This window comes from Orbus sasakiae (assembly GCF_039542345.1).
Taxonomy (GTDB): Bacteria; Pseudomonadota; Gammaproteobacteria; order Enterobacterales; family Orbaceae; genus Orbus; species Orbus sasakiae.
This window is the reverse complement of sequence record NZ_BAABHY010000001.1, coordinates 170,377-196,216: the sequence shown is the minus strand read 5'-3', so window position 1 is coordinate 196,216 and position 25,840 is coordinate 170,377. Positions and strand designations below refer to the sequence as shown.

Here is a 25,840-nt window from a genome sequence, read left to right as displayed (position 1 = left end):
AGTTTATTCACCGTATTCATCGTACTCTCGACACAAGATAATCGTATCTTCAATAAGTCGCCTTGCGACTGTGCCATATTCAGGAATTTTTGGTAATTGACTGTAGTGATACCAATTCGCTTCGACCAGTTCAGTACGGTCGACATGAATATCACCCTGGTCATAATCTGCCAAATAAGCCATCATCATTGAATTTGGAAATGGCCAAGGTTGTGATGTCACATAGCGAATATTTTTGATTTTAACTTTTGATTCTTCATAAACTTCGCGTGTCACCGCTTGCTCCATTGTTTCACCCACTTCAACAAAACCCGCTAATACGGTATATAAATTATCTTGGTTATGCCGAGTGTGTTTGGCAAGTAATATTTTGTTTTTATCACGTATTGCAACAATGATCGACGGCGAAATTTGAGGATAATAACGTTGATGACAGCTGCCACACAAGCAACACCATTCCGTAGTGCTTAGATGCATTTCGTGACCACAGTAGCCACAATATTTGTGAGAACGGAAAAATTCCGCGAGTTGTACTGCACGACCCGCCATTAAAAATAATGATTGATCGGCCATACTCAATAAAGGCCTGATCGATCCCATACTGTGTTTCATTTCTTTGCAAATAAGCCAAGCCGTCTGCCCTTTCCATTCACCAATCGGCTGCGCAGTGGCATCAATAAAACCAAACTCGCTAGCAGAACCAACGGGGATTTCACCTTTAGGTAACCATAAACGCCCATTCTGGCTGACAAACCAATATCCAGACTCATGACCTGTTAAGACAATTTGTTGTTGCATACGTGATTTTTAACCTATAAAAAATTAAGGCAGAGAAATCTCTGCCTTAATAATATATTACTTTTTCTTCTTCTCATGAAGCCCTTTCTTTTCAAGCTCCCAGTATATAATACGTTGTTGAACAATCGTAAATAAGTTACTGACAATATAGTATAAAACGAGACCTGATGGGAACCATAAGAAAAATACCGTAAAGATCAATGGCATGTAAGTCATTAATTTTTGCTGCAATGGATCATTAACGGGTGTCGGCGACATTTTTTGAATTAAGAACATCGTTGCACCCATAATTAACGGTAAAATATAATAAGGGTCTTGTGCTGATAAGTCTTGAATCCAAAGCGCAAACGGCGCATGACGTAATTCAACTGAGTTACCTAGCATATAGAACAATGCAAGGAAGATTGGCATTTGCACCAGTAAAGGTAAACAGCCCCCTAATGGGTTAACTTTTTCTTGCTTATATAGAGCCATAGTCTCTTGACCCATCTTCTGACGGTCATCACCATAACGTTCTTTAAGGGCTTGTAATCTAGGTTGCAAAAGTTTCATTTTGGCTAATGAACGATATTGTGCACGTGTTAACGGGAATAAAATACCACGCACAATAAAGGTAATAATAATAATTGCTACACCCCAGTTAGAAACAAAACCTTGGATGAATTTTAATAAATGGAATAATGGTTGTGATAAGAACCATAACCAACCGTAATCAACAATAAGATCTAAATGTTGTGCAGTGGCTTTTAATTCGCTTTGAATTTCTGGACCTAACCATAATTGAGCATCAACAGTTTGTGATTTACCTGCATCTACAACGACGGTTTCACCTCTAAAACCAATCGTCGCTTGTGATCCTTTTGCTGACGAACGTGTATAGAATGAATTATCTTGATCTTGTGATGGGACCCATGCAGAAGCGAAGTAGTGTTGCAACATCGCAACCCAACCCGTTTGTGAATTAATCGATAAATTTTTATCTTTTATGTCACCAAAACTGTATTTACTATAGTTAGTTTCAGAACTTGAGTATGCCGCACCTCGGAAAGCACTCATACCCAATCCGCCACCACCTTCAACTACGATATCGCTTGGTAAATCAACCGTCTGTTTTAACTGACCGTATAAAGCGATTTCGATAGGTTGTGTACTGTGGTTATTCACTTCATAACTGACGTCAATCGCATATTTACCACGTTTTAAGACATATACTTTCGTATAATTAACACCATCTTTTTGATATGTCATTGGGACGCGAATTTCATCTTGATCGTTAGCTAATACAAATTCACTTTGTGTAACTTGGTAAACAGGACGAGCACCTTGTCGCGCATTGTCAGGACCATTTCTGCCTGTCAATCCACTTTCTGCAACATAAATAAAATCCGGTCTAGCAACCAATAATTGGAAAGGCGTATTAGAATTTAAAGACTGATCATACTTTAATAACTGTGCGGCTTGAACATCACCACCGTAGGTATTGATCGTTAAAGATAATACATCTGATTTAATCGTGATTGTTTTCCCAGTTGTATTAGCAACTGATTCATCATCACTTATCATTTGTTCTGTTAATTGATTCGCTTTTGCTGGTTTTGGCGCATGATCGTTATTCCAAGCCTGCCAAATTAAAAAAGAAACAAAAAGTAAAGCAATAATTAAAATATTACGTTGAGATGCCATTCGTGTTTTCTCTATTGTTTTCGTCTTTGCGTGGCGGAACCGGATCGTCGCCGCCTTCATGTAAAGGGTGACATTTTAATACACGTTTGAGTGTTAGCCAACTACCTTTTATCAATCCAAAGCGCTTTAATGCAATAATTGCGTAATGTGAGCACGTTGGTGTGAAACGGCAATGAGGGCCAAGTAGTGGACTAATAAAGCGTTGGTAGACCCTTATTAACAAAATAAAGCTATTTGCACCTAATGACATTAGTTGCGTGATATATAACCTTAACTTTTGTTTTGTTGGGTTATCAGGAGGCGTTGCCATAACTTATCTAATACCTGCCTTAATGCGGCGTTATCAATATCGATAGCAGCCGTTCTTGCCATTACAATTACATCTATTGCCGGTAGCTCATGCTGCGCTAAACGAAAATGGTCTCTAATTACCCGCTTTAAACGATTACGTTCGTGTGCACGTTTGACTTGTTTTTTAGCAATCGCAAAACCGAGCCGTGGGTGATTAAAGGAATTTTTCCTGGCGACAAGAGTAATATAAGGTGAACTAACCCGAATAGACTGGTTAAAGACGTGGTTAAAGTCGGTGGGAGTTAACAAACGTAACTCCCGAACAAAGGTGAGTCGATTAATCACTCAACTTTAAATATTAGCTAGAAACTGTTAGACGAACGCGACCTTTAGCGCGACGACGAGCTAATACTTGACGACCATTTTTTGTAGCCATACGAGCACGAAATCCGTGAGTACGATTACGCTTTAAAACTGATGGTTGAAATGTACGTTTCATGACGATTTATACCTAAATCAAATTATTAATAATGAGCAGAGTAAAAACTCCACTTTGGATATAAGAGGTCGAGATTATAGAGACAATTCGCCAGATAGTCAACGAACTTTATTGCCTTTTTTCTCCCGCAAAAATACCATCACGGTTTAGTGATGGTATCGTTATTTTACACTATTAGTAGATCGGGAGTAAATTTAAGTTTGATAAAATAAAAGCAATAATATTAATAATACCAAAAAACAAAATAAAATAGATCATCGTGCTGCCGCCCCAAACTGTAAACGTCGATGTTTTAAAACGAATTCGAGCTTGTTTGCTTAATAGTGCTGGCACAATCACCGCCCAAATGGTCGCGGCTAATCCCGCAAAACCAATGGCGTATAAAAAACCATTTGGATAAATGATACCACCGACAATCGGAGGTAAAAAAGTCACTAAAGCCGTTTTAAAACGACCTAATGGGCTGTTATCAAAACCAAAAAGATCGGCTAAGTAATCAAATAATCCTAATGTGACACCTAAAAATGAACTGGCAACCGCAAAATTAGAAAAAATTAATAAAATAATATTAAGCCAATTTGCCGTATTAACGCCACCTAATGCAGCAATTAGATGATCAATATTACCGCCAGCGGCAATAATTGGTTTAAAATCGACTCGAGCAATATTGCCCATAGCGCAAATCAACCAAACAATATAAAGCACTAACGCTAATAGCGTCCCAAGCAATAAGGCGGCCATAATACGCTTCGGTGATTTGCCGTAATGGATGACTAAACTCGGCACATTGCCATGAAAACCAAAAGACGCAAGGCAAAAAGGGAAAATCATTAAAAGGTAAGGTAAGTAACTGGCATCAACGTCATTTGAATTCATTAAAATAATCGGATCAATGTGACCCAGTAAGTTGCCAAATGTGAGGACAAACGTCACAATTTTAACGCCGAGTACAAAAGATGCGACTCGACTAACTGCGGCGGTACTCAGCCAAACCACAAAGGCGAATCCAACTGCAAATAATGTACCCGCTATTTTAGCAGGCAAATGTATACCAAACTCATTGATTGCGGTTAAACTAAGTACTGAGCCACTAGCGGAGATATACGCATACGTTAAGATATAAAGTACAAATGCAACAGTAAAGCCGTTTATCACATTCCACTTACTGCCTAATAAATCTTTTACAATCGTATTAAAACTTGCACCTATTGGGTAATGCAAATTGGCTTCTAAAATCATTAAGCCTGAGATCAACATACAAAACCAAGTTAAAATTAAAACAGCTACCCCCCAAAAAAACCAAGGTCCAGCCATAACAATCGGTAATGAAAACATTCCCGCACCAACAATGGTGCCGCCAATAATCATGGCGCCCCCAAATAGTGATGCTTTAGGCATATTATCAGACCGTGGAGCAGAATCACGCATACACTCCCCCCCTAGGTAATAAACAAATACCTATTGATATTGAATTTAGCAATAATTGAGCTACATCACAGAGGTCTATTTTTAAAAATGGCGTGTTATTATTCAACATCGCCATTGATTATAGACAATGCTATTCTTTATTTTTAACCGGCGCTAGATGAGCCTGAAAATGCCTTAATATTGGTGGTTCCCAGGTAATGGTATAACCTGTTGTTATTGTGTTTGCTCGTTGTTTGATCGCGATTAATGCATCAGCCATGATATCGATATGCGCTTGTGTATAAACTCGGCGTGGTATCGCCAATCGCGTAAATTCAAAGTCAGCTTGAAGTTGTTGTTTGGTATCAGGATTATTGCCCAACATATAAGAACCAATATCACAAGTTCGAATTCCGGCTTCTTTATATAACTCAATAGCTAATACTTGCCCGGGAAATTGATGATAAGGGATCGCAGGGAACATGGCTTTTGCATCAACAAAAACACCGTGTCCACCCACTGGTGATTGATATGCAATACCCGCATCATCTAACCGTGACGCTAAATATTCCATTTGACCAATACGATATTTGAGATAATTTTCATCAATTCCCTCATATAATCCAATAGCGAGTGCTTCAAGATCACGTCCAGCCAATCCACCATAAGTAAAAAAGCCTTCAAACGAAATACAATTTGCCTTAACTTTTAAGACCAAATCTGATTGTCCATCCTTAATACCAATTAATCCTCCCATGTTAACAATTGCATCTTTTTTAGCCGACATAGTAAACGTTTGTGCATGACTAAACATTTCGCGAATAATATCTTTAATTGGCACATTGTTGAATTCAGGTTCATCACGCTGAATAAAATAGGCATTTTCAGCATAGCGAGCAGCATCGATGTGAAATGGAATTTGATATTTATGACATATTTCGGCTGTTTCACGAATATTTTTAATTGAAACAGGTTGACCACCCGCCGAGTTGTTTGTGACCGTCATGACAACTAAACCAATATTAGCCGCGCCGTGTTCATTAATTATTTTTTCAAGTTTGACAACATCCATATTACCTTTAAATTTGACTCGTTTACTTGGATCTTTTGCCTCCTCAATCACGCAGTCGATGGCTCTTGCACCAGCTAATTCTACATGGGCTCGCGTTGTGTCAAAAAACATATTTGAAATAGCAAACTGCCCTTTGCTTAAAAATAATGGGAAAAGAACCTTTTCCCCTGCACGACCTTGGTGAACGGGCTGGATATAATCATAATCGAAAATATCTTGCCCTGCTTTAACCAATTTATAATAACTTGATGCCCCCGCGTATGCTTCATCGCCTTTCATTACCCCAGCCCACTGCTCTTGACTCATGGCATTTGTCCCTGAGTCAGTCAGTAAATCAATGTAACAATCTTCACCCGCTAATAAAAACAAATTGTAATTTGCAGTTTTAATCTTTTGTTCACGTTCTTCACGCGTTAACATACGTAACGGCTCTACAGCTTTGATACGAAACGGTTCAGGAATATATTTAATAGACATAATCAATACCTCCAATTAACGATTAATTAGATACCCCGGTCGTCACAATGACTGGCGGACAGTATTGTTAACAAAATAAGACAACACACTTCATGCACAGTTAAGCTGTGACATGACAAGATTGAGACACACTTGTTACCCGTTCACATTACAAACCGCAATAATCGGTTGTGTTAGCGTAATACCAAGAGAAATGAGATAAAAGAATAAAGGAAATTAATCAGGGAAGTGACAAGTTAAACGATGGTCGAGATTGATCCATAAGCAACTGCGGTAAGATAAGTGGCCTTTTGTTAGATAATAATGCAACATACTACCTCCCAACCAAAACACAAATTAATCATTTTTCCATTATTAATGAGGCGTCATCATAGAATATTTTCATTAAAAATACAGTGAAGTTGGTCACAAAATAAACATTTTAGATAAAAAGACCTTGATTACCGTCAAGCTATGTTAATAAAAACACGATACCTAATTGATATCATATCGTTACAAAATGAACTATTTACGCTGTTTTAATCAATTGTTCACAAATCACGATACATCATAGATTAATGATTAGGCGAATGAATTTTTAACACGGGTTGCCATAAAACCTGAAGATTTTTTATCTCTTCACCTGCCAGTAACTGTACCAACATGTTCGCAATCTGTTTACCAACAAGATTACGTGTTGATTGTGTGATGGTAGAATATGGATAATTCGATAACGTATCGAGAGGTAAACCATCATAAGTGATTAGTACCGGTTTAGTTCTTTTAGGATTGCGTTGCATATATTGTTCTAACGCCATCGCTACCCCATCAGCAATCATATTACAGTCAGTAATTATCGCAGTGGGAATTTGTGATGCATGACGAGTGAGTAATACCTGGCAAGCCTGATATCCACCGCGTCGATTCATTTCGGTCATTTGACAATCCTCATCGTTGAATGCAAGCTGTGCCGATTGCATACCAAGCACATAACCAGTTCGACGTAAATGAATAAAGGTCAATGGCTGGTTACCGCCAATATACGCGATTTTTTGATGTCCTTGTTGCACCAAATAATCAATTGCCATTCTGATTCCCTGCTGATTATCAAAATCAAACCAAGCAAATTCCGCTGAGAGATTGCTACGGCCAAGGGCAATAAATGGAAACTGATGTTTGACTAAGTAACGCAAACGGGCATCATCCATAAAGGTATGTGCAATTAATAACGCATCAACACGCTGGCTTGATAATAAACGGTGAAATACGGGAATTTCATCTTTATTTTCATCAGGAATGAGGAGTAGATCAAATCCCAATTGATTCAGCTCTTTATTTAAGCTATCAATCATCTGCGTAAAACAGATATCATTTAATACGTCCACATGGAAAGGATAAACTAAGCCAATAACATAGCTTTTACCCATTTTTAAACTACGCGCTGATGCATTTGGTCGATACCCCATTGCCTTTGCAGCTTTAAATACCTTTTGTTTTGTATCCTTGGCCACATCATCATGGTCATTCAAGGCTCTACTTGCCGTTGTAACAGAAATACCGAGTGTTTGCGCAATTTTTTTTAAAGACATAATGTGATTTTACATTTTTTATACACAAAGATAATACGTTAACAAATTAATACTGTGCTGGCTAGCTGAGTTATCAATCAACACTCAAAATAGACAGCATTTCAGCGACTTTTATGTAATCGATTACACCATTGTTAAATCAGGAATATTTAATTAAAAAATCTGATTAAGATCACATATTTTCAATAATAATCTATTAATCCGAAACGTTTCGGATTAAGGTGCTAAATGTCAATTGCACGATTAATTTGTAACTTACTTATTTAAGGAGTTGAAATGAACGCCACAACTGTCCATCTGCAAAGCAAAGATACTGATATTATTTTACGCACTAAACCTTATGCACAATTGCTTTATTGGGGTAAACCTATACAGCATTTTAATCAACAATCTATTGATTGTTTACAACCTGCCATACCAAATTCTAGACTTGATATCGATATCCCTTTTGCTTTGTGCCCAGAAGAAGCAGTAGGTAATTTCAGTACTCCCGGTTTAGAGGGGCATCGATCAGGGCAAGATTGGTCTCCCCATTTTACAACTGAACAAGTGATTCGAGATGAGCGAGGTGTCACAATCATTGCCGATGATATTCATGCACAGTTACGCCTTACTTCACGTATTGAGTTTGACAATAATGGTGTCTTACAAACTCAAAATAGCCTAACCAATCTTGGTGAAACGCCTTATCAAGTGAATCGTTTATCAGTGACGTTACCTTTACCCGAACGCGCTATCGAATTAATGGCATTTAATGGCCGTTGGATTAAAGAATTCCAATCTCATCGCACCCATATTGATCATTGTGGATATTTACAAGAAAACCGACGTGGGCGAACTTCTCATGAGTACTTTCCAGGAATGGTCATTGGTACTAACGCATTTAGTGAGCAACAAGGTGAAGTCTGGGGTATACATCTAGCATGGAGTGGAAATCATCGTATACAAGTCGCAGTTAAAAGTAATGGTAAACGCTTTATCCAAGCAGAAGCTTTGTATTTAGCGGGTGAAATCCAATTAGCTCAAAATGAAACATTAACAACACCTTGGCTATATGCAACTTATAGTGATCAGGGCCTAAATAAAATGAGTCAACATTTTCATCATTTTGTACGTCAAAACATTATTGCTCAAATGAAAAATAAACCACGCCCTGTTCACTTAAATACTTGGGAAGGTATCTATTTTGATCATGATCCCAACTATATCATGCAGATGGCGACAAAAGCGGCTGAAATTGGTGTTGAACGATTTATTATTGATGATGGTTGGTTTGGAACTCGTGATGATGACTGGCAAGCCTTAGGTGACTGGTATCTTGACAGAAGAAAATACCCTCATGGTTTAGAACCTGTTATTAGTCATGTAAAATCATTAGGCTTAGAGTTTGGTATTTGGGTTGAACCTGAAATGATCAACAAAAATTCAGATCTTTATCGGGCTCATCCTGATTGGTTATTACAACTTCCAGCCTATAATCAGCCCTCTGGTCGACATCAATATGTCCTAGATTTACAAAATCCAGCCGTATTTGATTATTTATTAGAACGATTAACGTGGTTATTAGGGAATCACGATATTGATTATATAAAGTGGGATATGAACCGTGAAATTGTGCAAGCCGGTCATCAAGGTTCCCCTGCTATCGTTGGTCAGACAGAAAGTTTATATCGTTTGTTAGACATACTCCAACAAAAATTCCCACATGTTGAAATCGAATCATGTTCATCTGGTGGAGGCCGAATTGACTATGAGATATTAAAGCGTACTCAACGTTTTTGGACTTCAGATTCCAATGATGCATTAGAACGTCAAACGATCCAAAGAGGAATGAGTTATTTCTTCCCACCTGAAGTAATGGGTGCGCATATTGGTGGTAAGTTATGCCATACCACTTACCGCCAACACGATATTAATCTGCGAGGGCTCACCGCATTAGTCGGGCATATGGGGGTTGAACTCGATCCCGTAAAAGCATCACCACAAGAGCAAAAAGAATTTTCTCATTATATTCAATTACACAAAAAATTCCGCGAGCTATTACATCATGGCAATAGTCTAAGACTTGATGTTGATGACCCACAAGCCATGCAAAGTTATGGCGTAGTTAGTCAAGATCAACAACACGCTATTTTTATTATCGCACAACTCAAAATGCCAACTTATGCCCTTAGTGGTGATTTACGTTTAACTGGTTTAAGGCATGATCTTAACTATCGTATTGAAGTTCTGGATATGCCAGAAAACATTAATCCAGTAAATAGTGGGCATACTATGAAGCAGTTACCTTATTGGATGATGGAAAGCACTACGCTCAGTGGAGAGTGGCTACAAAACATCGGTTTACCTTTACCGGTTCTCGATCCCGAAACTGCCATGTTATTTAAAGTCTCGGCGTTATAATTTTATGAAGGGAATCGCGATATTGCGATTTCCCTGAGTAACATGAACCAAAGACAATGAAGATAACAATTTGCTTTTTTAGTTATTCTATTTAACACTATATACATTAATTGCATATTCAATAATAAGATTATTATCATGTCTACAATAAAAGATGTTGCTCGATTAGCAAAAGTGTCAATAGCGACAGTATCGCGTGTTGTTAATAACTCAACGAGTGTGAGTGAAAAAACACGCATCAATGTACAAAAAGCGATGTTGACACTAAATTATTATCCCGATGCTAATGCTAGAGCACTGTCTCAACAAACCACCAATACTATCGGTATTGTTGTTGCTGATGTATCAGACCCCTTTTTTGGGGCAATGGTCAGTGCAGTTGAAAAAGTAGCTTATCAAACGGGTAACTTTTTATTGATCGGCAATGGCTATCATAATGAACAGCAAGAGCGTAATGCCATTTTACAACTTATTGAACATCGATGTTCCTCGCTTGTTGTACATGCAAAAATGTTAACCGATCAAGAACTCACTAAATTAATGCAACAAGTGCCAGGTATGGTGTTAATCAATCGAATACTTGTCGGTTTTGAACATCGTTGTATTGCACTCGATGATCGCTATGGTTCAAATTTAGCTGTTCGTCATTTAATTCAAAATGGTCACAAAAATATTGGTTATCTTTGTTCTAACCATTCAATTTCAGACGCTCATGACCGTTTGCAAGGTTATAAAGACGGTCTACAAGAACATGCTATTGCTTTTGAAGATGTTAATATCGCGTTTTCTTCACCCGATGAATCAGGTGGAGAACAGGCCATGATGACATTACTTGAACGCAATTGCCAAATCACTGCCATCGCATGTTATAACGATTCAATGGCTGCAGGTGCGATGTCAGTACTGTATGATAACGATATCAAAATTCCAGTCGATATTTCTGTCATTGGTTTTGATGATATGCCGATTGCGCGTTATCTTTATCCTAAATTGACCACCATTCGTTATCCATTACAATCAATGTCACAACAAGCGGCACAACTTGCATTAGCACTGGCAAAAGGACAAGATATTCCCCAAAATACCATTAATATCTTTACGCCGACCTTAACTAAACGTTATTCAGTACAAAATTTAGGAAGTGTTTAATTTACATTAATGCGATTGTATAGGTAATATGCTTCACGGAGCAAACCAGCATTAACTGTGCTAATCGATCAATGAAAACGTTATTAAAAAAATGATTTTATAAATAAAAAATGTATTGAAAATATTATATGTATGCGTTTACATATTTGTTATCAAGATCACTTTTTTAATTTTTTAAGTTGCTATAATATTATTCATTATTCACCGTAATACATGGAGATACTATGACAGTAGTGACGACTCATTCACTTAAAGATGTGCTCGATCGGCAAGATTGGAATAACCTATCTGTACTCAGTATTAATAGATTACCAACCCATGCACCTTACCATAGTTGGCGCAATCCGTATGATGCACAATATAATCATCAATCTGATTCAATATTATCTCTCAATGGAGATTGGTTTTTTAGTTATTTTGATTCACCCGATCAGATTCCAGAACGGTGGCTCGTTGAAGAACTGGATCAAACGACGCTTGCTGTTCCTGCAAATTGGCAACTCCATGGTTATGATGCTCCCGTTTATACCAATATTCGTTACCCGTTTCCTTATAACCCACCATTTGTTCCAGAACAAAATCCGACAGGCCTTTATTCTCGCTATATTGATATCAGTGAACAATGGTTAACAAAAGGGGATACCCGCATTATATTTGATGGTGTTTGTTCAGCCTTTCATTTATGGTGTAACGGACAATGGGTTGGCTATTCACAAGATAGTCGGATTGCCGCAGAGTTTGATTTAAGCCAATACTTAAAAGTAGGCCAAAATCGTATAGCCGTTTTAGTGTTAAAATGGTGTGATGGTAGCTATCTTGAAGATCAAGATATGTGGCGGCTCAATGGTATTTTCCGCGATGTAACATTGCTCAATAAACCAAAACAACATATTCGTCATGTCCAAATCAGTACACAACTTGATGCATGCTATCGCAATGCGACACTTAACTTGCAAGTCGATGTGATCGATAGCCTGCGATTAAATCACAAAAATGAAGATTTAAATGTCGAAATAAATCTTTGGCTAGGTGATACGCTTGTTGTATCACATCAACAATCGTTGGGTACAGAACTAATCGATGAAAAAGGAGCTTATCATGATCGTTTGGTATGCTCAATTCCGGTTAATGCTCCACAGTTATGGAGTGCTGAAACGCCAACACTTTATCGAGTCACTGTATCCTTAAATCATCAACATCATGGATTGATTGAAACAGAAGCCTATAATATTGGATTCAGGCAAGTCGAAATCAAAGATGGTCAATTGATGGTTAATGGAAAACCGCTATTAATTAAAGGCACTAATCGTCATGAATTTTATCCTGACCAAGGCTACGCGGTAACTCGAGAGGCGATGATCCATGATATTTGTTTGATTAAACAACATAACTTTAATGCTGTACGTTGTAGCCACTATCCAAATCATCCGCTTTGGTATACGTTATGTGACGAGTATGGACTTTACGTTGTCGATGAAGCCAATATTGAGTCACATGGTATGTATCCTATGTCACGTTTATCTGCCGATCCTAATTGGTTTGCCGCATACAGTGAACGAGTCACCCGTATGGTTCAACGTGATTTTAATCATGCATCAATTATCATCTGGTCACTGGGTAATGAATCGGGTCATGGTGCGACACACGATGCCTTATATACGTGGATTAAAAGTTATGATCCAAGTCGTCCCGTTCAATATGAAGGCGGTGGCGCAAATACCGCAGCAACGGATATTATCTGCCCAATGTACGCGCGAGTCGATGAAGATCAATACCATCCGAATGTCCCTAAATGGTCTATCAAAAAATGGATTAGCTTACCAAAAGAAAATCGTCCATTAATATTATGTGAATATGCGCATGCTATGGGTAATAGCTTAGGGGGCTTTTATAAATATTGGCAAGCATTTAGGCAGTACCCTCGTTTACAAGGTGGATTTATTTGGGAATGGGCCGATCATGGTATTCGCTGTCACACAAAAGACAACGAATCATATTGGGCATATGGCGGTGATTTTGGTGAGGCATATCATGATCGTCAATTTTGTATTGATGGTTTGGTTTTCCCTGAACGTCAGCCTCACCCAAGTCTGATTGAAGTTAAAAAAGTTCAACAACCGTTTCAATTCAAATTATTGAGTCAATCTCCACTCACGCTTGAAATAACAAGTGAATATGTATTTCGAACAACAGATAACGAATACTTACATTGGGAGATTCAATTGAATGGTGTCACTAAATTAACCGGTGAGATGCCTTTGAATATTTCGCCATCCCATAAAGTTATTGTCACTTTAGTTGAGCAACTGCCTGACTCATTAGAACAAGGCCTGTGTTATCTTAACGCACGTATCGTTCAGCCTAATGCGACAACCTGGTCGGATAAAGACCATCTTGTTGCTTGGGATCAATGGGCATTAGAAAATCAATTTATGCCTGATATTTCCCTTAATCGATCAGGCGATTTACAACTGATTGAAAATGAACAATCTTATCTTATCTGTCACACCGATCAGCGTATCGAGATTAATAAAGAAACCGGCCAATTAAGTCAATGGTGGAAAGGTGATCGCGCTGGACTAGATTGCGCTTTTCAAGATCAGTTTGTACGGGCTCCGATTGATAATGATATTGGCATCAGTGGTGATTTTGATAGTAACAATAACCCCTTTGCTTGGGTGGAGCAGTGGAAAGCAGCAGGATACTATGATTTATCTCATCAATGCTTAGCCATTGAAAGCCAGGCAAGTTCTCATCACATCATCATCAAAGTCCTTAATGGTTACTTCTTTAATCATAAAAAAGTGATTCAAAGCTGCTGGACTTATGATTTTACAGCAGATGGCACTCTTACGATATCCGTCGCAGTTGATATCAGTAATGCGATGCCAGCTCCAGCGCGTATTGGTTTCTATTTTCAATTAGCTGAAACACCAAAACAGGTTAATTGGTTAGGGCTTGGTCCTCACGAAAATTACCCGGATCGTAAAACATCAGCACAATTTAGTTACTGGCAACGCCCCCTCAGTGATCTTTATACGCCATATATTTACCCGTGTGAAAATGGTTTACGCTGTGATGTGAAATCATTAGATGTCAATGATTGGTCTATTACAGGTAATTTCCAGTTTAATATCAATCAATATGGTACTCAGCAACTGACTGAAAAGACCCATCGCCATCTTCTCGTTGCCGAGCAAGGTGCTTATGTCAGTATTGATGGTTACCATATGGGATTAGGTGGTGATGATTCATGGACGCCGAATGTGCATCAAGAGTTTTTACTAAACCAAAAACATTATGAATATCAAGTGTCGATAAAACGTCATTAAATCAAATGAGCCATCAAATTGATGGCTCACTTATAACGAATAAGGCATGATGTCTAACAATCAAACTGATAAATGGTATGATGACGATAAGTCTCACCAGGTAACAACCAGCAACTCGGTTGTGGCCAATCTGAATGATGCGGGCTGTCAGGTAAAAACTGTGTTTCAAGCGCAATACCAGCATAATTTTGATAATATCCCCCGACCCGATTCGGGGTCCCTGCCAGAAAATTACCGGTATAAACCTGAAGAGCCGGTTTAGACGTAAAAACATGTAAAGCCAGTAAATTATCAGTTGATACTAAACTTGCTACCATTTGACCATCTTGCTTAAGTAAATAAGCATGATCATATCCCCCTGCTAATTGACGTGAAACGCTGGTTAATAAATTTTTGCCTACCTTACGGGCATGACGTAAATCCATATCATCATGTTCTACCGTAATCAGCGAACCAAGTGGGATTCCATCTTTATCAACCGGAAGGTAATAATCAGCATTAACGTGCAAAGTATGGTGTTTAATATCTGAATTGGGTGAATCCACATTACCATCAAGATTAAAATAAGCATGATTAGTTAAATTAACTGGCGTTGCCTGATCTGTTGTTGCAGTAAAATCTATATGCATTTGATTATTATCGTCTAATTCATAGCATGCTTTAACGGATAAATTACCAGGAAATCCCTCGTCACCATCACTGGAGAAGATGGTAAAAATCACTTTATGAGCATGCTGTTCTTGAATATGCCACCGACGTTTATCTAGCCCCATGACACCACCATGTAGCAAATGAGGAGCTTGGTTTGCAGACAAAATATACTGTTTCTGTTGATAATCAAGTTTTGCCTGTGCAATTCTATTGGCATAACGACCGATTGTTGCGCCTAAGTAAGCCTGCTGTGCTAAATACTGCTGAGCGGAATGACCCCCCAACAAAACTTCTCTAAATAGGTGCTTAACCTTTATGCGGCATGAAAACCATGTCGCCCCCCAATCACAGAATGTGGCGGTCGTTCCTTGTCGATTAACGAGTGTGATTAAGTTAAATGGCTTACCATCTGGAGCAAGTTCAGTTTGTGACATCACTGGCTCCTTTACTCGCATTACAAATATAAAAATCTTCTTTCAAACCAAAACGTTGTTGGTACTTCTCTGCAACAGTTTGCTGTACCTCAGCAATTTTTTCATGTGGCATAACGGCAACGATACATCCGCCAAAACCGCCGCCTGTCATACGCACACCACCTTGGTTGCCCAGCACCTGTGCAACAATCTCGACTAAATAGTCAATGGCCGGAATGGTAATGGCAAAATCATCACGCATTGACGCATGACTTTGTGCCATTAATAATGATAATTTCGCATAATCCCCATCGGTTAATGCTTGTGCAGCTTCAATAGTGCGGGTATTTTCAGTAATAACATGATGGGCACGTTTAAATACATCAGGTGACAGTTTATTTCTGATCTGATGTAATTGTACTAAGTTTGCATCACGTAATGCTTTGACGCCTAGTGTTTTAGCGGCAATTTCACACTGTTCTCTTCGCGTATTATATTCACTACCGACTAAACCCCGTTGAACATTTGAGTTTATGATCACCACTGCGCCATCTTTAGGTAATGGAACCGGCTTCACGGCTAACGTTCGACAATCAATTAGTAGAGCATGCTGTGCTTGACCTAATGCTGAAATCAGTTGATCCATAATTCCACAATTACAACCGACAAATTTATTTTCTGCCTCCTGACCAATCAATGCTAATTGTGTGCCAGATAGAGGGAGGTCATATAAAACCTGCATCATTTTTGCTACTGCCACTTCCAATGATGCAGATGAACTGAGTCCTGCACCTTGTGGAACATTGCCGCTGACAACAAAATCGACACCATGAAAATGACAATGATGTTGCTGAAGATATTTAATAACACCACGAATATAATTAGCCCATTGGTAATTAGGGTGAGGTTCGATAACGGTGTCTAATGAAAATTGGTCATGTTGATTGTGATAATCAGCCGCAATCACATTGATCAGGTTATCATCACGCTTATGACAACAAATGACCGTTTGATAATCAATCGTACACGGTAAAACAAAACCATCATTATAATCGGTATGCTCACCAATTAGATTAACGCGTCCAGGAGCCTGAATGAATGTGTCAGGTTGATAGCCAAATTGTTGTTCAAAAATATGCGTTACATTTTTAATCAAGTCTTTCATTATTGGGTTTCCTTATAGTGAATATCACTCACATCTCGTAATCTTTGTGCCGCTTGTTCTGGCGTCAAATCACGTTGAACTTCAGCAAGCATTTCATAACCGACCATAAATTTTTTAACGGTTGCAGAACGGAGTAAAGGGGGATAAAAATGTGCATGAAGCTGCCAATAATCCGTTGTATCAGCCATAAATGGGGCTCCATGCCACCCCATTGAATAGGGGAATGAACATTGAAATAAATTATCATATCGACTGGTTAATTTTTTCAATATTACCGCCAGATCACAACGCTGTTGCTGATCTAATTCCACCATTCTTGCGATATGTATTTTGGGTAACAATAATGTTTCAAAAGGCCATGTTGCCCAAAATGGTACTACCGCAATCCAATGCTCTGTTTCAACAACAATTCGACGACCATCTTGTAATTCACGTTTAACATAGTCAACCAACATCACTGACTGATGCTGCTTGAAATATTGTTTTTGCTGATAGTCTTCTCGATCAACTTCATTAGGGATAAAACTATTTGCCCAAATCTGTCCATGAGGATGAGGATTAGAACATCCCATCACAGAACCTTTATTCTCAAAAACTTGTACCCAAGGATAATGTTGTCCAAGTTCAGTTTGCTGTTCAATCCAAGTTTTAATCACCTGCTCAATTGCTGTAACAGTTAATTCAGGCATCGATTTACTATGATCGGGTGAAAAACAGATCACACGACTTGTGCCGCGAGCACTTTGCTGCTGAAAAAGTGGATCATTCAACATTGGAGAGTCAGGAGTATCAGGCATGAGTGCTGAAAAATCATTAGTAAATACAAAAGTACCCGCATAATTTGGATTAATATCGCCAGTAATTCGTCGATTACCCGCACATAGAAAACAATCAGGGTCATGGGGTGGTTTTTGCTCTTCTAAAATGGCCTCTTGTTGGCCCTGCCAGGGGCGCTTAGCTCGATGCGGTGAAACTAAAACCCACTGCCCTGTTAATGGGTTATACCGACGATGTGGATGATCAACGGGATTAAACTGTACCATGATATACGTCCTTTTACTCACTAATCTAAATAGCCTTTAGGATTATTAACTTGCCATAACCAAGAATCAGCAACCATTTGTTGTAATGTCATTTTTGTTTGCCAACCAAGTTGCTGTTTTGCTTTACTTGCATCAGCCCAAAATGCAGGAAGGTCACCGACCCTACGTGGAGCAAAATGCCATGCTAATGGCTTACCTGACGCTTGCTCAAAAGCATTAATCACCTCAAGAACACTATGTCCAACTCCTGAACCTAGATTATAAATATGTAAACCATTTTGATTTAAGCCTTTTCTTAAGGCTGCAATATGACCATCGGCGAGATCAACTACATGGATAAAATCGCGCACACATGTCCCATCATTTGTCGGATAATCATGACCAAATACGGCTAAAGCAGGACGTGCTCCAATTGCAACTTGAGTGATATAAGGCATAAGATTGTTAGGAATCCCTTGCGGATCTTCGCCCATTAAGCCTGTTGGATGTGCACCGACGGGGTTAAAATAACGCAGTAAGGTTAGTGACCAATCGTTTTCTGCTGTTGATAAATCGATCATAGCTTGTTCAGCCATCATTTTACTTTTACCGTAAGGACTTGATGGTAAACCTAATGGCATATCTTCTCGATAAGGCACATCAGCAGTTTCACCATATACCGTTGCCGATGAACTAAATACCAGTTGTTTAACCCCTGCTCTTCGCATAGCTTGCATTAATACCAATGCACCAGATACATTCGCATCATAATATTCCAATGGTTTATGTACTGATTCGCCAACGGCTTTTAAGCCTGCAAAATGAATTACAGCACTAATATTATGTTGACTAAATATTTGCTCCAGTTGTTTTTTATCACGCACATCACCTTGATAAAAACGAACCTGATGACCCGTAATTAATTCGATACGTTTTAAAACAGCGACTTTACTGTTAACTAAATTATCAAGGACAATCGGTGTATAGCCAGCTTGTATGAGTTGAACACATGTATGACTACCAATATAACCACAGCCCCCTGTCACTAAAATATTCATGATTGTGCACCTTCGTTAGAAGAAAGTTCGTTCACGCCAGGCTCACTTTTTTTACCACGCAAGACAGCAATCGGCCCTCTCCCTGAAAGGGTAAATACTGAAATAATGGTAAACGTGAAAGCAATAATACCAAGCACCAGATAGGTGCCTTCAAAACCAATATTGACATACATTAAGCCTGCAAAAGTTGACATAAACATAATCGATAGCTGCTTTGCAAAACAAAATGCAATTAAGTATATTGTTGCGGAAAATTTAAGTGGAAAATGCTTTGTGATATATTTAAATGCACCGACAAGTAAAAGCGGCGCCTCAAACATATGTAATGTTTTTAGGATAATGACTTCGATTGCAGAACTTGCAAATGCGGAGCCGGTAATACGTATTGACATAATTAAACCTGCAATCAATAACGTATTTTTACTGCCAATTTTCATCACAATCACGGGAGCAAGAAACATCACCATAGCATTCAAAAACTCACCCATCGTAGTCACATAACCAAAGGCTTCACGACCCGTTGCTTCACTTTGGAAAAATGATGTAAAGAAGTTTGCAAACTGTTGATCAAATACATCATAAGTACATGCAACACCAATAATGTATAACATAAAGAACCAAATTTTAGGCATCTTTAACAACTCTATGACTAACTTCAGTTTAAAGGGTTGTTCTTTGTTAAGACCCATTTTTTCAATCACATCAACCGTTGAACTTTTTTCTGGATTGGCAACTTTAACAAGAATTAATAAAATAATCGCAAAGCCTGAGCACAACCAATACACGGCGTTAGCATTTATGGTGATCATAATACCGACAAATGAAGCACAAATGGCCCACCCAAAACACCCAAACATTCTAGCTCGACCAAACTCAAACCCACTACGTCGGCTCACTTTTTCAACATAAGCTTCAATAGCAGGAGCTCCGCCATTAAATACCATTCCCAAGTATAGTCCGCCGACAATCGAGCCAAGTGTCACATTAATTTTCAGTAATGGGCCTAATACAAAAATAAAAAAAGGTCCAAATAATACTAATAGCCCAGTGATAATCCATAATAAATTTTTACGCAATCCTAATTTATCGGATAGTAATCCAAAAATAGGTTGGAAGCACAGTGCGAATAAAGAGATAAATGAAAAAACATAACCTGTATCAGCCTGATTGAGCCCATTCATTTTTAGCCAAACAGGAAAAAACGGGAAATAGGCACCCATAATAAAAAAGTAGAGAAAGAAAAAAGCACTAAATATCCAGTAATTTTTATTTTCAAAATACGATGACTTCTTTATGTCCATTACTATTTCCTCTTTATTGATATAGCACTGTGCAAAATACATATTAAGTAATCGATTACATTCGATAATGAAATAAATTACTTAATAACTTTAATCATCATATCATTTAAAAAGAGTAAAAAAAGTGATCTATGCATCATTTTATGTAAACGCTTACATTTTTTTAAAAAAGGCACGTCATTACTTGATAATAATGAAATAACACCGTCAGATATCCCTATTTCAATTTCATTGCTGTCAGGGTATCGCACACGAGATGAATTCAACAATCAACCTTATTTTGTAAGATATTAACACTAAAAATAAAATTGGTACCCAGTTGTATAACAATAAAATTGTTCAGCAGTAAACCAACTGCTCTCATGAGGCCAATCATGGCGATTTGGACTATCAGGTAAAAATTCTGTTTCCAGAGCAATCCCTTGATAATTTTGTAAACGGTGGCTAGCCGTATCGACAACCGCTAAATGATTACCCGTATAAATTTGTAATGCGGGCTTATTGGTGCACACCGTCATCTTCACCTTTTGGTCGCCAGAAATTAACTTTGCGACTGCTTTTTCACGTTTCGGATCAGTATGATTTAACAAATAAGCATGATCGTATCCCCCTAATCGCTGACGATCTGGGCATGATAGTAAAGATTCACCTATTGGCTTGGGTTGGCGTAAATCCATCATCCCATCCTCAACAGCAACTAAACCATTAAGCGGAATACCATGTTTATCAACTGGCAAATAATAATCTGCATCGACAGATAATTGATGTGTAAGTATCGTTCCACAGCCATCGAGATTAAAATAAGCATGGTTAGTTAAATTTATTGGGGTAGTGTGATCTGTCGTTGCAATATAATTAATCATGACCTGATTATGGTCAGTAATAAAATAATCAACGGTTGCTTTCACTTGTCCAGGAAATCCCTGATCACCATCGGTGGAAATCAGTCCAAAAATAATTCGATTTGTCTGATGACTTAGCCGTTGCCATGTTCGGGTATGAAAACCGCCAGCACCACCATGTAATTGATGAATAGACTGATTAGCATTTAGCGCGTAGTGACGGTTATCAAGTTGAATCACCGCCTCTTTAATTCGATTCGCATAACGTCCTATTGTTGCACCTATAAATGCAGCACTATTATTATGTGGAGACGGACATGGGAGTAAGACTTCCCGTTCATGGTTATGAGATAAAGGTAACTTGCAAGATAACCATGTCGCACCAATAGCTGAAAATTGTAATTTAACACCATGACAATTTTGTATACTCAGTGTCATCACTCAAGCACTCCGTGTTATTGCTTAATGTGTGACTAACATAAAATACAAACAAAGATTTGTTTATTGTGTTTTTTCATCTTAGTATTATGATTTTTCATTAATGTGAGATTATGCAAATAACTCACACTATTTTTCCTGTTCTCGATACTCTTTCGGCGTTTTATTATAATGTTTTTTAAATAAAAAATAGAAATATTGTAAAGACGGATAACCACACATTTGATAAATTTCGTTAATTGATAATGTGGTGTTCAATAACAGATATTTCGCTTTATCAAATTTTTCTTGGTGAATCACATTATGGATGGTTTTATTTAATTCAGCTTTAAAACGTGCTTCCAAATTAGAACGTGATAATCTCACCTCAGCTAACACTTGCTCAACTTTAATGCCACGACAGGCATGATTACGGATAAAGTTCATCGCTTGCATAACATAAGGGTCTTGTACTGAGCGATAATCAGTTGAACGCCGCTCAATGATTTTTTGCGGCTCAACTAAAATTCTCGGCGTTCCATTCATTTTATTGAGTAATAATTTTTGTAATAATGACGCGGCTTTATAGCCCATCTCCTCTGTGCCTTGTGCAATGGTTGATAATGTCACAACAGATAAATAATTGATAATATCTTCATTATCAATACCGATCACACAATGTTGTTCAGGAATCTTGAGTTTCATAAACTCACAAGTTTGTAAAACATGGCGTGCTCTTGCGTCATTAACCGCAATAATGCCTGTATTTGGCGGTAAGGATGTAATCCATTTCACCAGTTCATTTTGAGCCAGTTGCCAGTTATCGAGTGTTGTTTCCATGCCTTGATAAACAGAGCCAGTTAACCCTTTTTGTATCATAATTCGATTAAACGAGTTTTCGCGTTCACTCGCCCAACGGCAGTACTGGCTTGGCGGAATACTGTAAAAAGCGAAGTGCTTAATGCCTTTAGAGTATAAATGATTAAATGCTTTTTCGATTAACGTATCATTATTGGCCGCGACATAGGGGATTGTTGGATAATCGAGTGGGTTTTGGTAGGATGCGCCAACGCCCACAATAGGAATATCAATATTTGCAAGTAAGTCAACAATATCGGGATCATCATAATTTGCAATAATGCCATCACCCGATAAAACGGGAAAATGTTTAAAACTGGTGCGGAAGTCATCGGCAATGTAGATGTCCCAATTGACTTGAGTTGCTTGTAAAAAATAGCCCACTCCTTTGATAATTTGTCTGTCATAAATTTTATTTGCATTAAACAATAAGATAATTCGATGACGTTTTTCTTCCATTGATCAGCACTCGGTTGAATAACTGTAATAGAAATTATATATCAATAATTAATTTTTAATACAATGAGTTCAATAATGTTAATTTGCGACCGATCTAAGTCGCAAATTAAGTCATATAATCAATCAAAATAAAGATTCAATTTGTTGATACAGCCTATTAAAAAACTGACGTTGTGATTGGTATTGCTGGTACTGAGTCTTGTCTGTAACAAACTGCCTGATCACCTTAGGTTGCGTTACGATATCACCGATAGATAATGCGGGATGACATGCTAACTGTGCTAATTTTGCAGCACCAAGTGCTGGCCCTACATTCCCGCCTTCGCAAAAGGTTAACGTTTGCCCAGAAATGTTACTCAGCAACTGACACCAATAAGCGTTCTGAGCACCACCACCAATAAGTAAAATCTGGGTTGGTGTAACTCCTGTACTATGTAATATATCCATACAATCCGCTAATGCAAAACTCACCCCCTCTAATACCGCTCTAGCCAAATCCACTTGAGTATGCGCCATCGTCATGTTAAAAAAGACGCCTTTTGCGTTAGCGTTATTATGTGGGGTTCTTTCACCTGATAAATAAGGTAAAAAATAGATCGGAACTTGTGGTTTTTGTGATGTTTCAACTAATGTTAATAGCTGACCAACATCATGAATATTGAGAATTTTACACGCCCAATCTAAACAAGATGAGGCTGATAACATCACTGACATAAGATGCCAACGTTCCGGCAACGCATGGCAAAAACTGTGTACGGCTTGTTCGGGTTTACTTAAAAACTGGTCTGTCACAACAAAATAAACGCCTGATGTACCTAATGATAGCATGGCTTGTCCTGACTGGCTTAGCCCAACCCCAACAGCGCCAGCAGCATTATCACCACCGCCAGCAATAACGGGAATACAGCCAATGCCCCATCGTTTTGCAATATCCTCTTGCACTGTACCAGTAATCTCACACCCTTCATATAATTTTGGCATATGATGACGAGTAAGGTGACAGGCATTCAAAAGTGCATCACTCCAATCTCGTTTCGCAACATCGAGCCACATAGTCCCTGCGGCATCAGACATATCTGTCGCGAAAACATTCGTCATACAATACCGTAAGTAATCTTTTGGTAATAATACTTTATCAACTTGAGCAAAAAGTGTGGGCTCATGTTTTGATAACCATTTCAATTTTGGCGCCGTAAAGCCAGGCATCATTAAATTACCTGTAATTTGACGACTATTGCTAACCAATTGTTCTAATTCAATACATTCTTGTACACAGCGTCCGTCATTCCACAAAATAGCAGGACGTAATACTTTCCCTTCTTTATCGACTAACGTTGCACCATGCATCTGCCCACTTAGTCCAATCGCTTTGACCGCAGAAAGGTCATGATTGGCTTTAAGTGATAACATAGCTTTATCGGTTGCCTGCCACCAATCAGCAGGACTTTGCTCAGACCACAATGGTTTTGGGCGTGAGATTGGGATTGCTTCAGTTTGCGAGGTAATAATTGTTTGTTTTTCATCCATCAAAATCACTTTGACACCGGATGTGCCTAAATCAATACCAATATACATATTTTAACCTCTTTAATCCTACGTATAAGCCGATGCCTGATAAGTAGCACCGGCTGACGTCATTAACCATAAATATAACGGTTAACAATGTTTTCCAGACGTTCTTGATCACCACTCGCATGTGATGGATTGAGATTATGTTTAACGACATAATCAGCAATATCTTGCAGCGATAATGTTTTATTTAAAATATCTTGTCCAAATGTATTATCCCAACCTGCATATCTTGCATTAACTTCATTTTCTAACACTTTGTCTGTTAGAAGTTTTGCCGCACATTTCAGCGAGATAGCCATAGTATCCATTGCACCAATATGACCATAAAATGGTGCATATTTATCGGTACTTTGTCGTCTCACTTTTGCATCAAAATTGAGTCCACCCGTTTTAAATCCTCCCGCTTTTAAGATTTCATACATAACGAGTGTATTTTCTTCCACGCTATTTGGGAATTGATCGGTATCCCAACCAAGCTGTGCATCACCACGATTCGCATCTAATGAACCAAAAATATCGAGTGCAATTGCCGTGGCAACTTCATGTTGAAATGAATGACCAGCTAATGTGGCATGATTTGCTTCAATATTCATTTTAATCTCTTTTTCTAAACCAAATTGTTTTAAAAAACCGTAAACGGTAGCAACATCATAATCATACTGATGTTTGGTTGGTTCTTGTGGTTTAGGTTCAATTAAAATCGTCCCTTTAAAACCAATTTTGTGTTTATGCTCAACGACCAGTTGCATAAAACGACCGAGTTGTTCTCTTTCTCGACGTAAATCCGTGTTAAGCAGTGTTTCGTAGCCTTCTCGCCCACCCCATAATACATAGTTCTCACCACCTAATTTATGTGTTGCACTCATTGCATTCACAACTTGTGTTGCTGCCCATGCAAATACATCTGGATCAGGGTTGGTTGACGCACCAGCACCATAACGTGGATGACTAAATGCATTAGCCGTTCCCCATAATAGTTTGACCCCTGTTTCCACTTGTTTTTGTGCTAATACATCAACCATTACCGCAAAATTATTCATATACTCTTTGATTGAATTGCCTTCCGGTGTTACATCAACATCATGAAAAGCATAGTAAGGAACATTGAGTTTATGGAAAAATTCAAAAGCAACATCGGCTTTAGCTTTTGCCATGTCGAGTTCATCGTTACCTTTATACCAAGGATAATTAAAGGCAGGTGAACCAAACATGTCAATCCCTTGCCAACAAAAAGTATGCCAATAACAAGCGGCAAAACGCAGATGTTCTTGCATTGTTTTGCCTAAAATAACCTCATTGGGATTATAATGACGAAACGCTAAATCATTTTTTGATCCCACACCTTCATATTTGATTTTTTCAATTTTATCAAAAAAATTACTCATCTCAGTTACCTCTATACT

20 protein-coding genes are annotated in these 25,840 nt (G+C 38.3%); 3 read left to right on the top strand and 17 right to left on the bottom strand.

The annotated features are described in order from the left end of the window. Window positions 1-3: 3 nt before the first annotated feature. The 8 genes from nudC to ABEA36_RS00770 form a co-directional block, all read right to left on the bottom strand. Window positions 4-798: an NAD(+) diphosphatase gene (gene nudC, locus ABEA36_RS00805; RefSeq protein ID WP_345487731.1), complete on the bottom strand. Its 795-nt coding sequence runs from the start codon at window positions 796-798 to the stop codon at window positions 4-6. 57 nt (window positions 799-855) lie between these two features. Further along, entirely contained in the window at window positions 856-2,481 is a 1,626-nt protein-coding gene (gene yidC, locus ABEA36_RS00800) for a membrane protein insertase YidC (RefSeq protein WP_345487729.1), read from the bottom strand. Beyond that, window positions 2,465-2,731 (bottom strand): membrane protein insertion efficiency factor YidD, encoded by a 267-nt coding sequence (gene yidD, locus ABEA36_RS00795; RefSeq protein WP_345487727.1) that lies wholly within the window; start codon window positions 2,729-2,731, stop codon window positions 2,465-2,467. Before yidD ends, yidC begins: the two co-directional genes overlap by 17 nt. A 20-nt stretch (window positions 2,732-2,751) precedes the next feature. Next, window positions 2,752-3,114 carry a ribonuclease P protein component gene (rnpA, locus tag ABEA36_RS00790; protein WP_345490804.1) on the bottom strand — a complete coding sequence of 121 codons (363 nt, stop codon included), beginning with the start codon at window positions 3,112-3,114 and terminating at the stop codon, window positions 2,752-2,754. Window positions 3,115-3,130: 16 nt separating this feature from the next. Continuing rightward, window positions 3,131-3,271, bottom strand: a complete 141-nt coding sequence (rpmH, locus tag ABEA36_RS00785; RefSeq protein ID WP_345487725.1) for a 50S ribosomal protein L34 — start codon at window positions 3,269-3,271, stop codon at window positions 3,131-3,133. Window positions 3,272-3,445: 174 nt separating this feature from the next. Continuing rightward, on the bottom strand, window positions 3,446-4,669 hold the full coding sequence (gene mtr / locus ABEA36_RS00780) for a tryptophan permease (protein ID WP_345490802.1): 1,224 nt from the start codon (window positions 4,667-4,669) through the stop codon (window positions 3,446-3,448). Window positions 4,670-4,829: 160 nt separating this feature from the next. Continuing rightward, window positions 4,830-6,227 (bottom strand): tryptophanase, encoded by a 1,398-nt coding sequence (locus tag ABEA36_RS00775; protein ID WP_345487722.1) that lies wholly within the window; start codon window positions 6,225-6,227, stop codon window positions 4,830-4,832. A 554-nt stretch (window positions 6,228-6,781) separates the two neighbouring features. Then, the gene (locus tag ABEA36_RS00770; protein WP_345487720.1) at window positions 6,782-7,795 is read right to left on the bottom strand and encodes a LacI family DNA-binding transcriptional regulator; all 1,014 of its coding nucleotides are present in this window, start codon (window positions 7,793-7,795) and stop codon (window positions 6,782-6,784) included. Between the two features lie 276 nt (window positions 7,796-8,071). Between ABEA36_RS00770 and ABEA36_RS00765 the strand changes: the two genes are divergently transcribed. The 3 genes from ABEA36_RS00765 to ABEA36_RS00755 all read left to right on the top strand — a co-directional run bounded on the left by ABEA36_RS00765 (window position 8,072) and on the right by ABEA36_RS00755 (window position 14,679). Beyond that, window positions 8,072-10,198: an alpha-galactosidase gene (locus tag ABEA36_RS00765; RefSeq protein ID WP_345487717.1), complete on the top strand. Its 2,127-nt coding sequence runs from the start codon at window positions 8,072-8,074 to the stop codon at window positions 10,196-10,198. Between the two features lie 138 nt (window positions 10,199-10,336). After that, a complete protein-coding gene (gene galR / locus ABEA36_RS00760) occupies window positions 10,337-11,347 on the top strand; it encodes an HTH-type transcriptional regulator GalR (RefSeq protein WP_345487715.1) in 1,011 nt (336 codons plus the stop codon). A 224-nt stretch (window positions 11,348-11,571) separates the two neighbouring features. Then, a complete protein-coding gene (locus ABEA36_RS00755) occupies window positions 11,572-14,679 on the top strand; it encodes a beta-galactosidase (protein WP_345487713.1) in 3,108 nt (1,035 codons plus the stop codon). Between the two features lie 53 nt (window positions 14,680-14,732). Here ABEA36_RS00755 and galM read toward each other — a convergent pair whose 3' ends face one another. The 9 genes from galM to xylA all read right to left on the bottom strand — a co-directional run bounded on the left by galM (window position 14,733) and on the right by xylA (window position 25,822). Beyond that, complete coding sequence (gene galM, locus ABEA36_RS00750; protein WP_345487711.1) at window positions 14,733-15,764, bottom strand: galactose-1-epimerase; 1,032 nt, start codon at window positions 15,762-15,764, stop codon at window positions 14,733-14,735. Next, window positions 15,751-16,908, bottom strand: a complete 1,158-nt coding sequence (gene galK, locus ABEA36_RS00745; protein WP_345487709.1) for a galactokinase — start codon at window positions 16,906-16,908, stop codon at window positions 15,751-15,753. Before galK ends, galM begins: the two co-directional genes overlap by 14 nt. Continuing rightward, entirely contained in the window at window positions 16,908-17,951 is a 1,044-nt protein-coding gene (gene galT / locus ABEA36_RS00740) for a galactose-1-phosphate uridylyltransferase (RefSeq protein ID WP_345487706.1), read from the bottom strand. The genes galK and galT overlap by 1 nt, the downstream gene beginning before the upstream one ends. Before the next feature lie 20 nt (window positions 17,952-17,971). Next, the gene (galE, locus tag ABEA36_RS00735; RefSeq protein ID WP_345487704.1) at window positions 17,972-18,988 is read right to left on the bottom strand and encodes a UDP-glucose 4-epimerase GalE; all 1,017 of its coding nucleotides are present in this window, start codon (window positions 18,986-18,988) and stop codon (window positions 17,972-17,974) included. Beyond that, entirely contained in the window at window positions 18,985-20,289 is a 1,305-nt protein-coding gene (locus tag ABEA36_RS00730) for an MFS transporter (RefSeq protein WP_345487702.1), read from the bottom strand. Before ABEA36_RS00730 ends, galE begins: the two co-directional genes overlap by 4 nt. Before the next feature lie 296 nt (window positions 20,290-20,585). Next, window positions 20,586-21,569 (bottom strand): galactose-1-epimerase, encoded by a 984-nt coding sequence (locus ABEA36_RS00725; protein WP_345487700.1) that lies wholly within the window; start codon window positions 21,567-21,569, stop codon window positions 20,586-20,588. Between the two features lie 129 nt (window positions 21,570-21,698). Continuing rightward, the gene (locus ABEA36_RS00720; RefSeq protein WP_345487698.1) at window positions 21,699-22,865 is read right to left on the bottom strand and encodes a XylR family transcriptional regulator; all 1,167 of its coding nucleotides are present in this window, start codon (window positions 22,863-22,865) and stop codon (window positions 21,699-21,701) included. Between the two features lie 123 nt (window positions 22,866-22,988). After that, window positions 22,989-24,440: a xylulokinase gene (gene xylB, locus ABEA36_RS00715; protein ID WP_345487696.1), complete on the bottom strand. Its 1,452-nt coding sequence runs from the start codon at window positions 24,438-24,440 to the stop codon at window positions 22,989-22,991. A gap of 62 nt (window positions 24,441-24,502) precedes the next feature. Then, a complete protein-coding gene (gene xylA / locus ABEA36_RS00710) occupies window positions 24,503-25,822 on the bottom strand; it encodes a xylose isomerase (RefSeq protein WP_345487694.1) in 1,320 nt (439 codons plus the stop codon). Window positions 25,823-25,840: the final 18 nt, after the last annotated feature.

Excerpts from the sequence above, each read along its gene's own strand:
- galM (WP_345487711.1), bottom strand. The coding sequence starts at position 15,764 with ATGTCACAAACTGAACTTGCTCCAGATGGTAAGCCATTTAACTTAATC.
- yidD (WP_345487727.1), bottom strand. The coding sequence starts at position 2,731 with ATGTCATTAGGTGCAAATAGCTTTATTTTGTTAATAAGGGTCTACCAA.
- galT (WP_345487706.1), bottom strand. The coding sequence starts at position 17,951 with ATGGTACAGTTTAATCCCGTTGATCATCCACATCGTCGGTATAACCCA.
- xylB (WP_345487696.1), bottom strand. The coding sequence starts at position 24,440 with ATGTATATTGGTATTGATTTAGGCACATCCGGTGTCAAAGTGATTTTG.
- nudC (WP_345487731.1), bottom strand. The coding sequence starts at position 798 with ATGCAACAACAAATTGTCTTAACAGGTCATGAGTCTGGATATTGGTTT.
- galK (WP_345487709.1), bottom strand. The coding sequence starts at position 16,908 with ATGAAAGACTTGATTAAAAATGTAACGCATATTTTTGAACAACAATTT.
- rpmH (WP_345487725.1), bottom strand. The coding sequence starts at position 3,271 with ATGAAACGTACATTTCAACCATCAGTTTTAAAGCGTAATCGTACTCAC.
- xylA (WP_345487694.1), bottom strand. The coding sequence starts at position 25,822 with ATGAGTAATTTTTTTGATAAAATTGAAAAAATCAAATATGAAGGTGTG.
- ABEA36_RS00755 (WP_345487713.1), top strand. The coding sequence starts at position 11,572 with ATGACAGTAGTGACGACTCATTCACTTAAAGATGTGCTCGATCGGCAA.
- galE (WP_345487704.1), bottom strand. The coding sequence starts at position 18,988 with ATGAATATTTTAGTGACAGGGGGCTGTGGTTATATTGGTAGTCATACA.
- ABEA36_RS00770 (WP_345487720.1), bottom strand. The coding sequence starts at position 7,795 with ATGTCTTTAAAAAAAATTGCGCAAACACTCGGTATTTCTGTTACAACG.
- mtr (WP_345490802.1), bottom strand. The coding sequence starts at position 4,669 with ATGCCTAAAGCATCACTATTTGGGGGCGCCATGATTATTGGCGGCACC.
- yidC (WP_345487729.1), bottom strand. The coding sequence starts at position 2,481 with ATGGCATCTCAACGTAATATTTTAATTATTGCTTTACTTTTTGTTTCT.
- ABEA36_RS00775 (WP_345487722.1), bottom strand. The coding sequence starts at position 6,227 with ATGTCTATTAAATATATTCCTGAACCGTTTCGTATCAAAGCTGTAGAG.
- galR (WP_345487715.1), top strand. The coding sequence starts at position 10,337 with ATGTCTACAATAAAAGATGTTGCTCGATTAGCAAAAGTGTCAATAGCG.
- ABEA36_RS00730 (WP_345487702.1), bottom strand. The coding sequence starts at position 20,289 with ATGGACATAAAGAAGTCATCGTATTTTGAAAATAAAAATTACTGGATA.
- ABEA36_RS00720 (WP_345487698.1), bottom strand. The coding sequence starts at position 22,865 with ATGGAAGAAAAACGTCATCGAATTATCTTATTGTTTAATGCAAATAAA.
- ABEA36_RS00725 (WP_345487700.1), bottom strand. The coding sequence starts at position 21,569 with ATGACACTGAGTATACAAAATTGTCATGGTGTTAAATTACAATTTTCA.
- ABEA36_RS00765 (WP_345487717.1), top strand. The coding sequence starts at position 8,072 with ATGAACGCCACAACTGTCCATCTGCAAAGCAAAGATACTGATATTATT.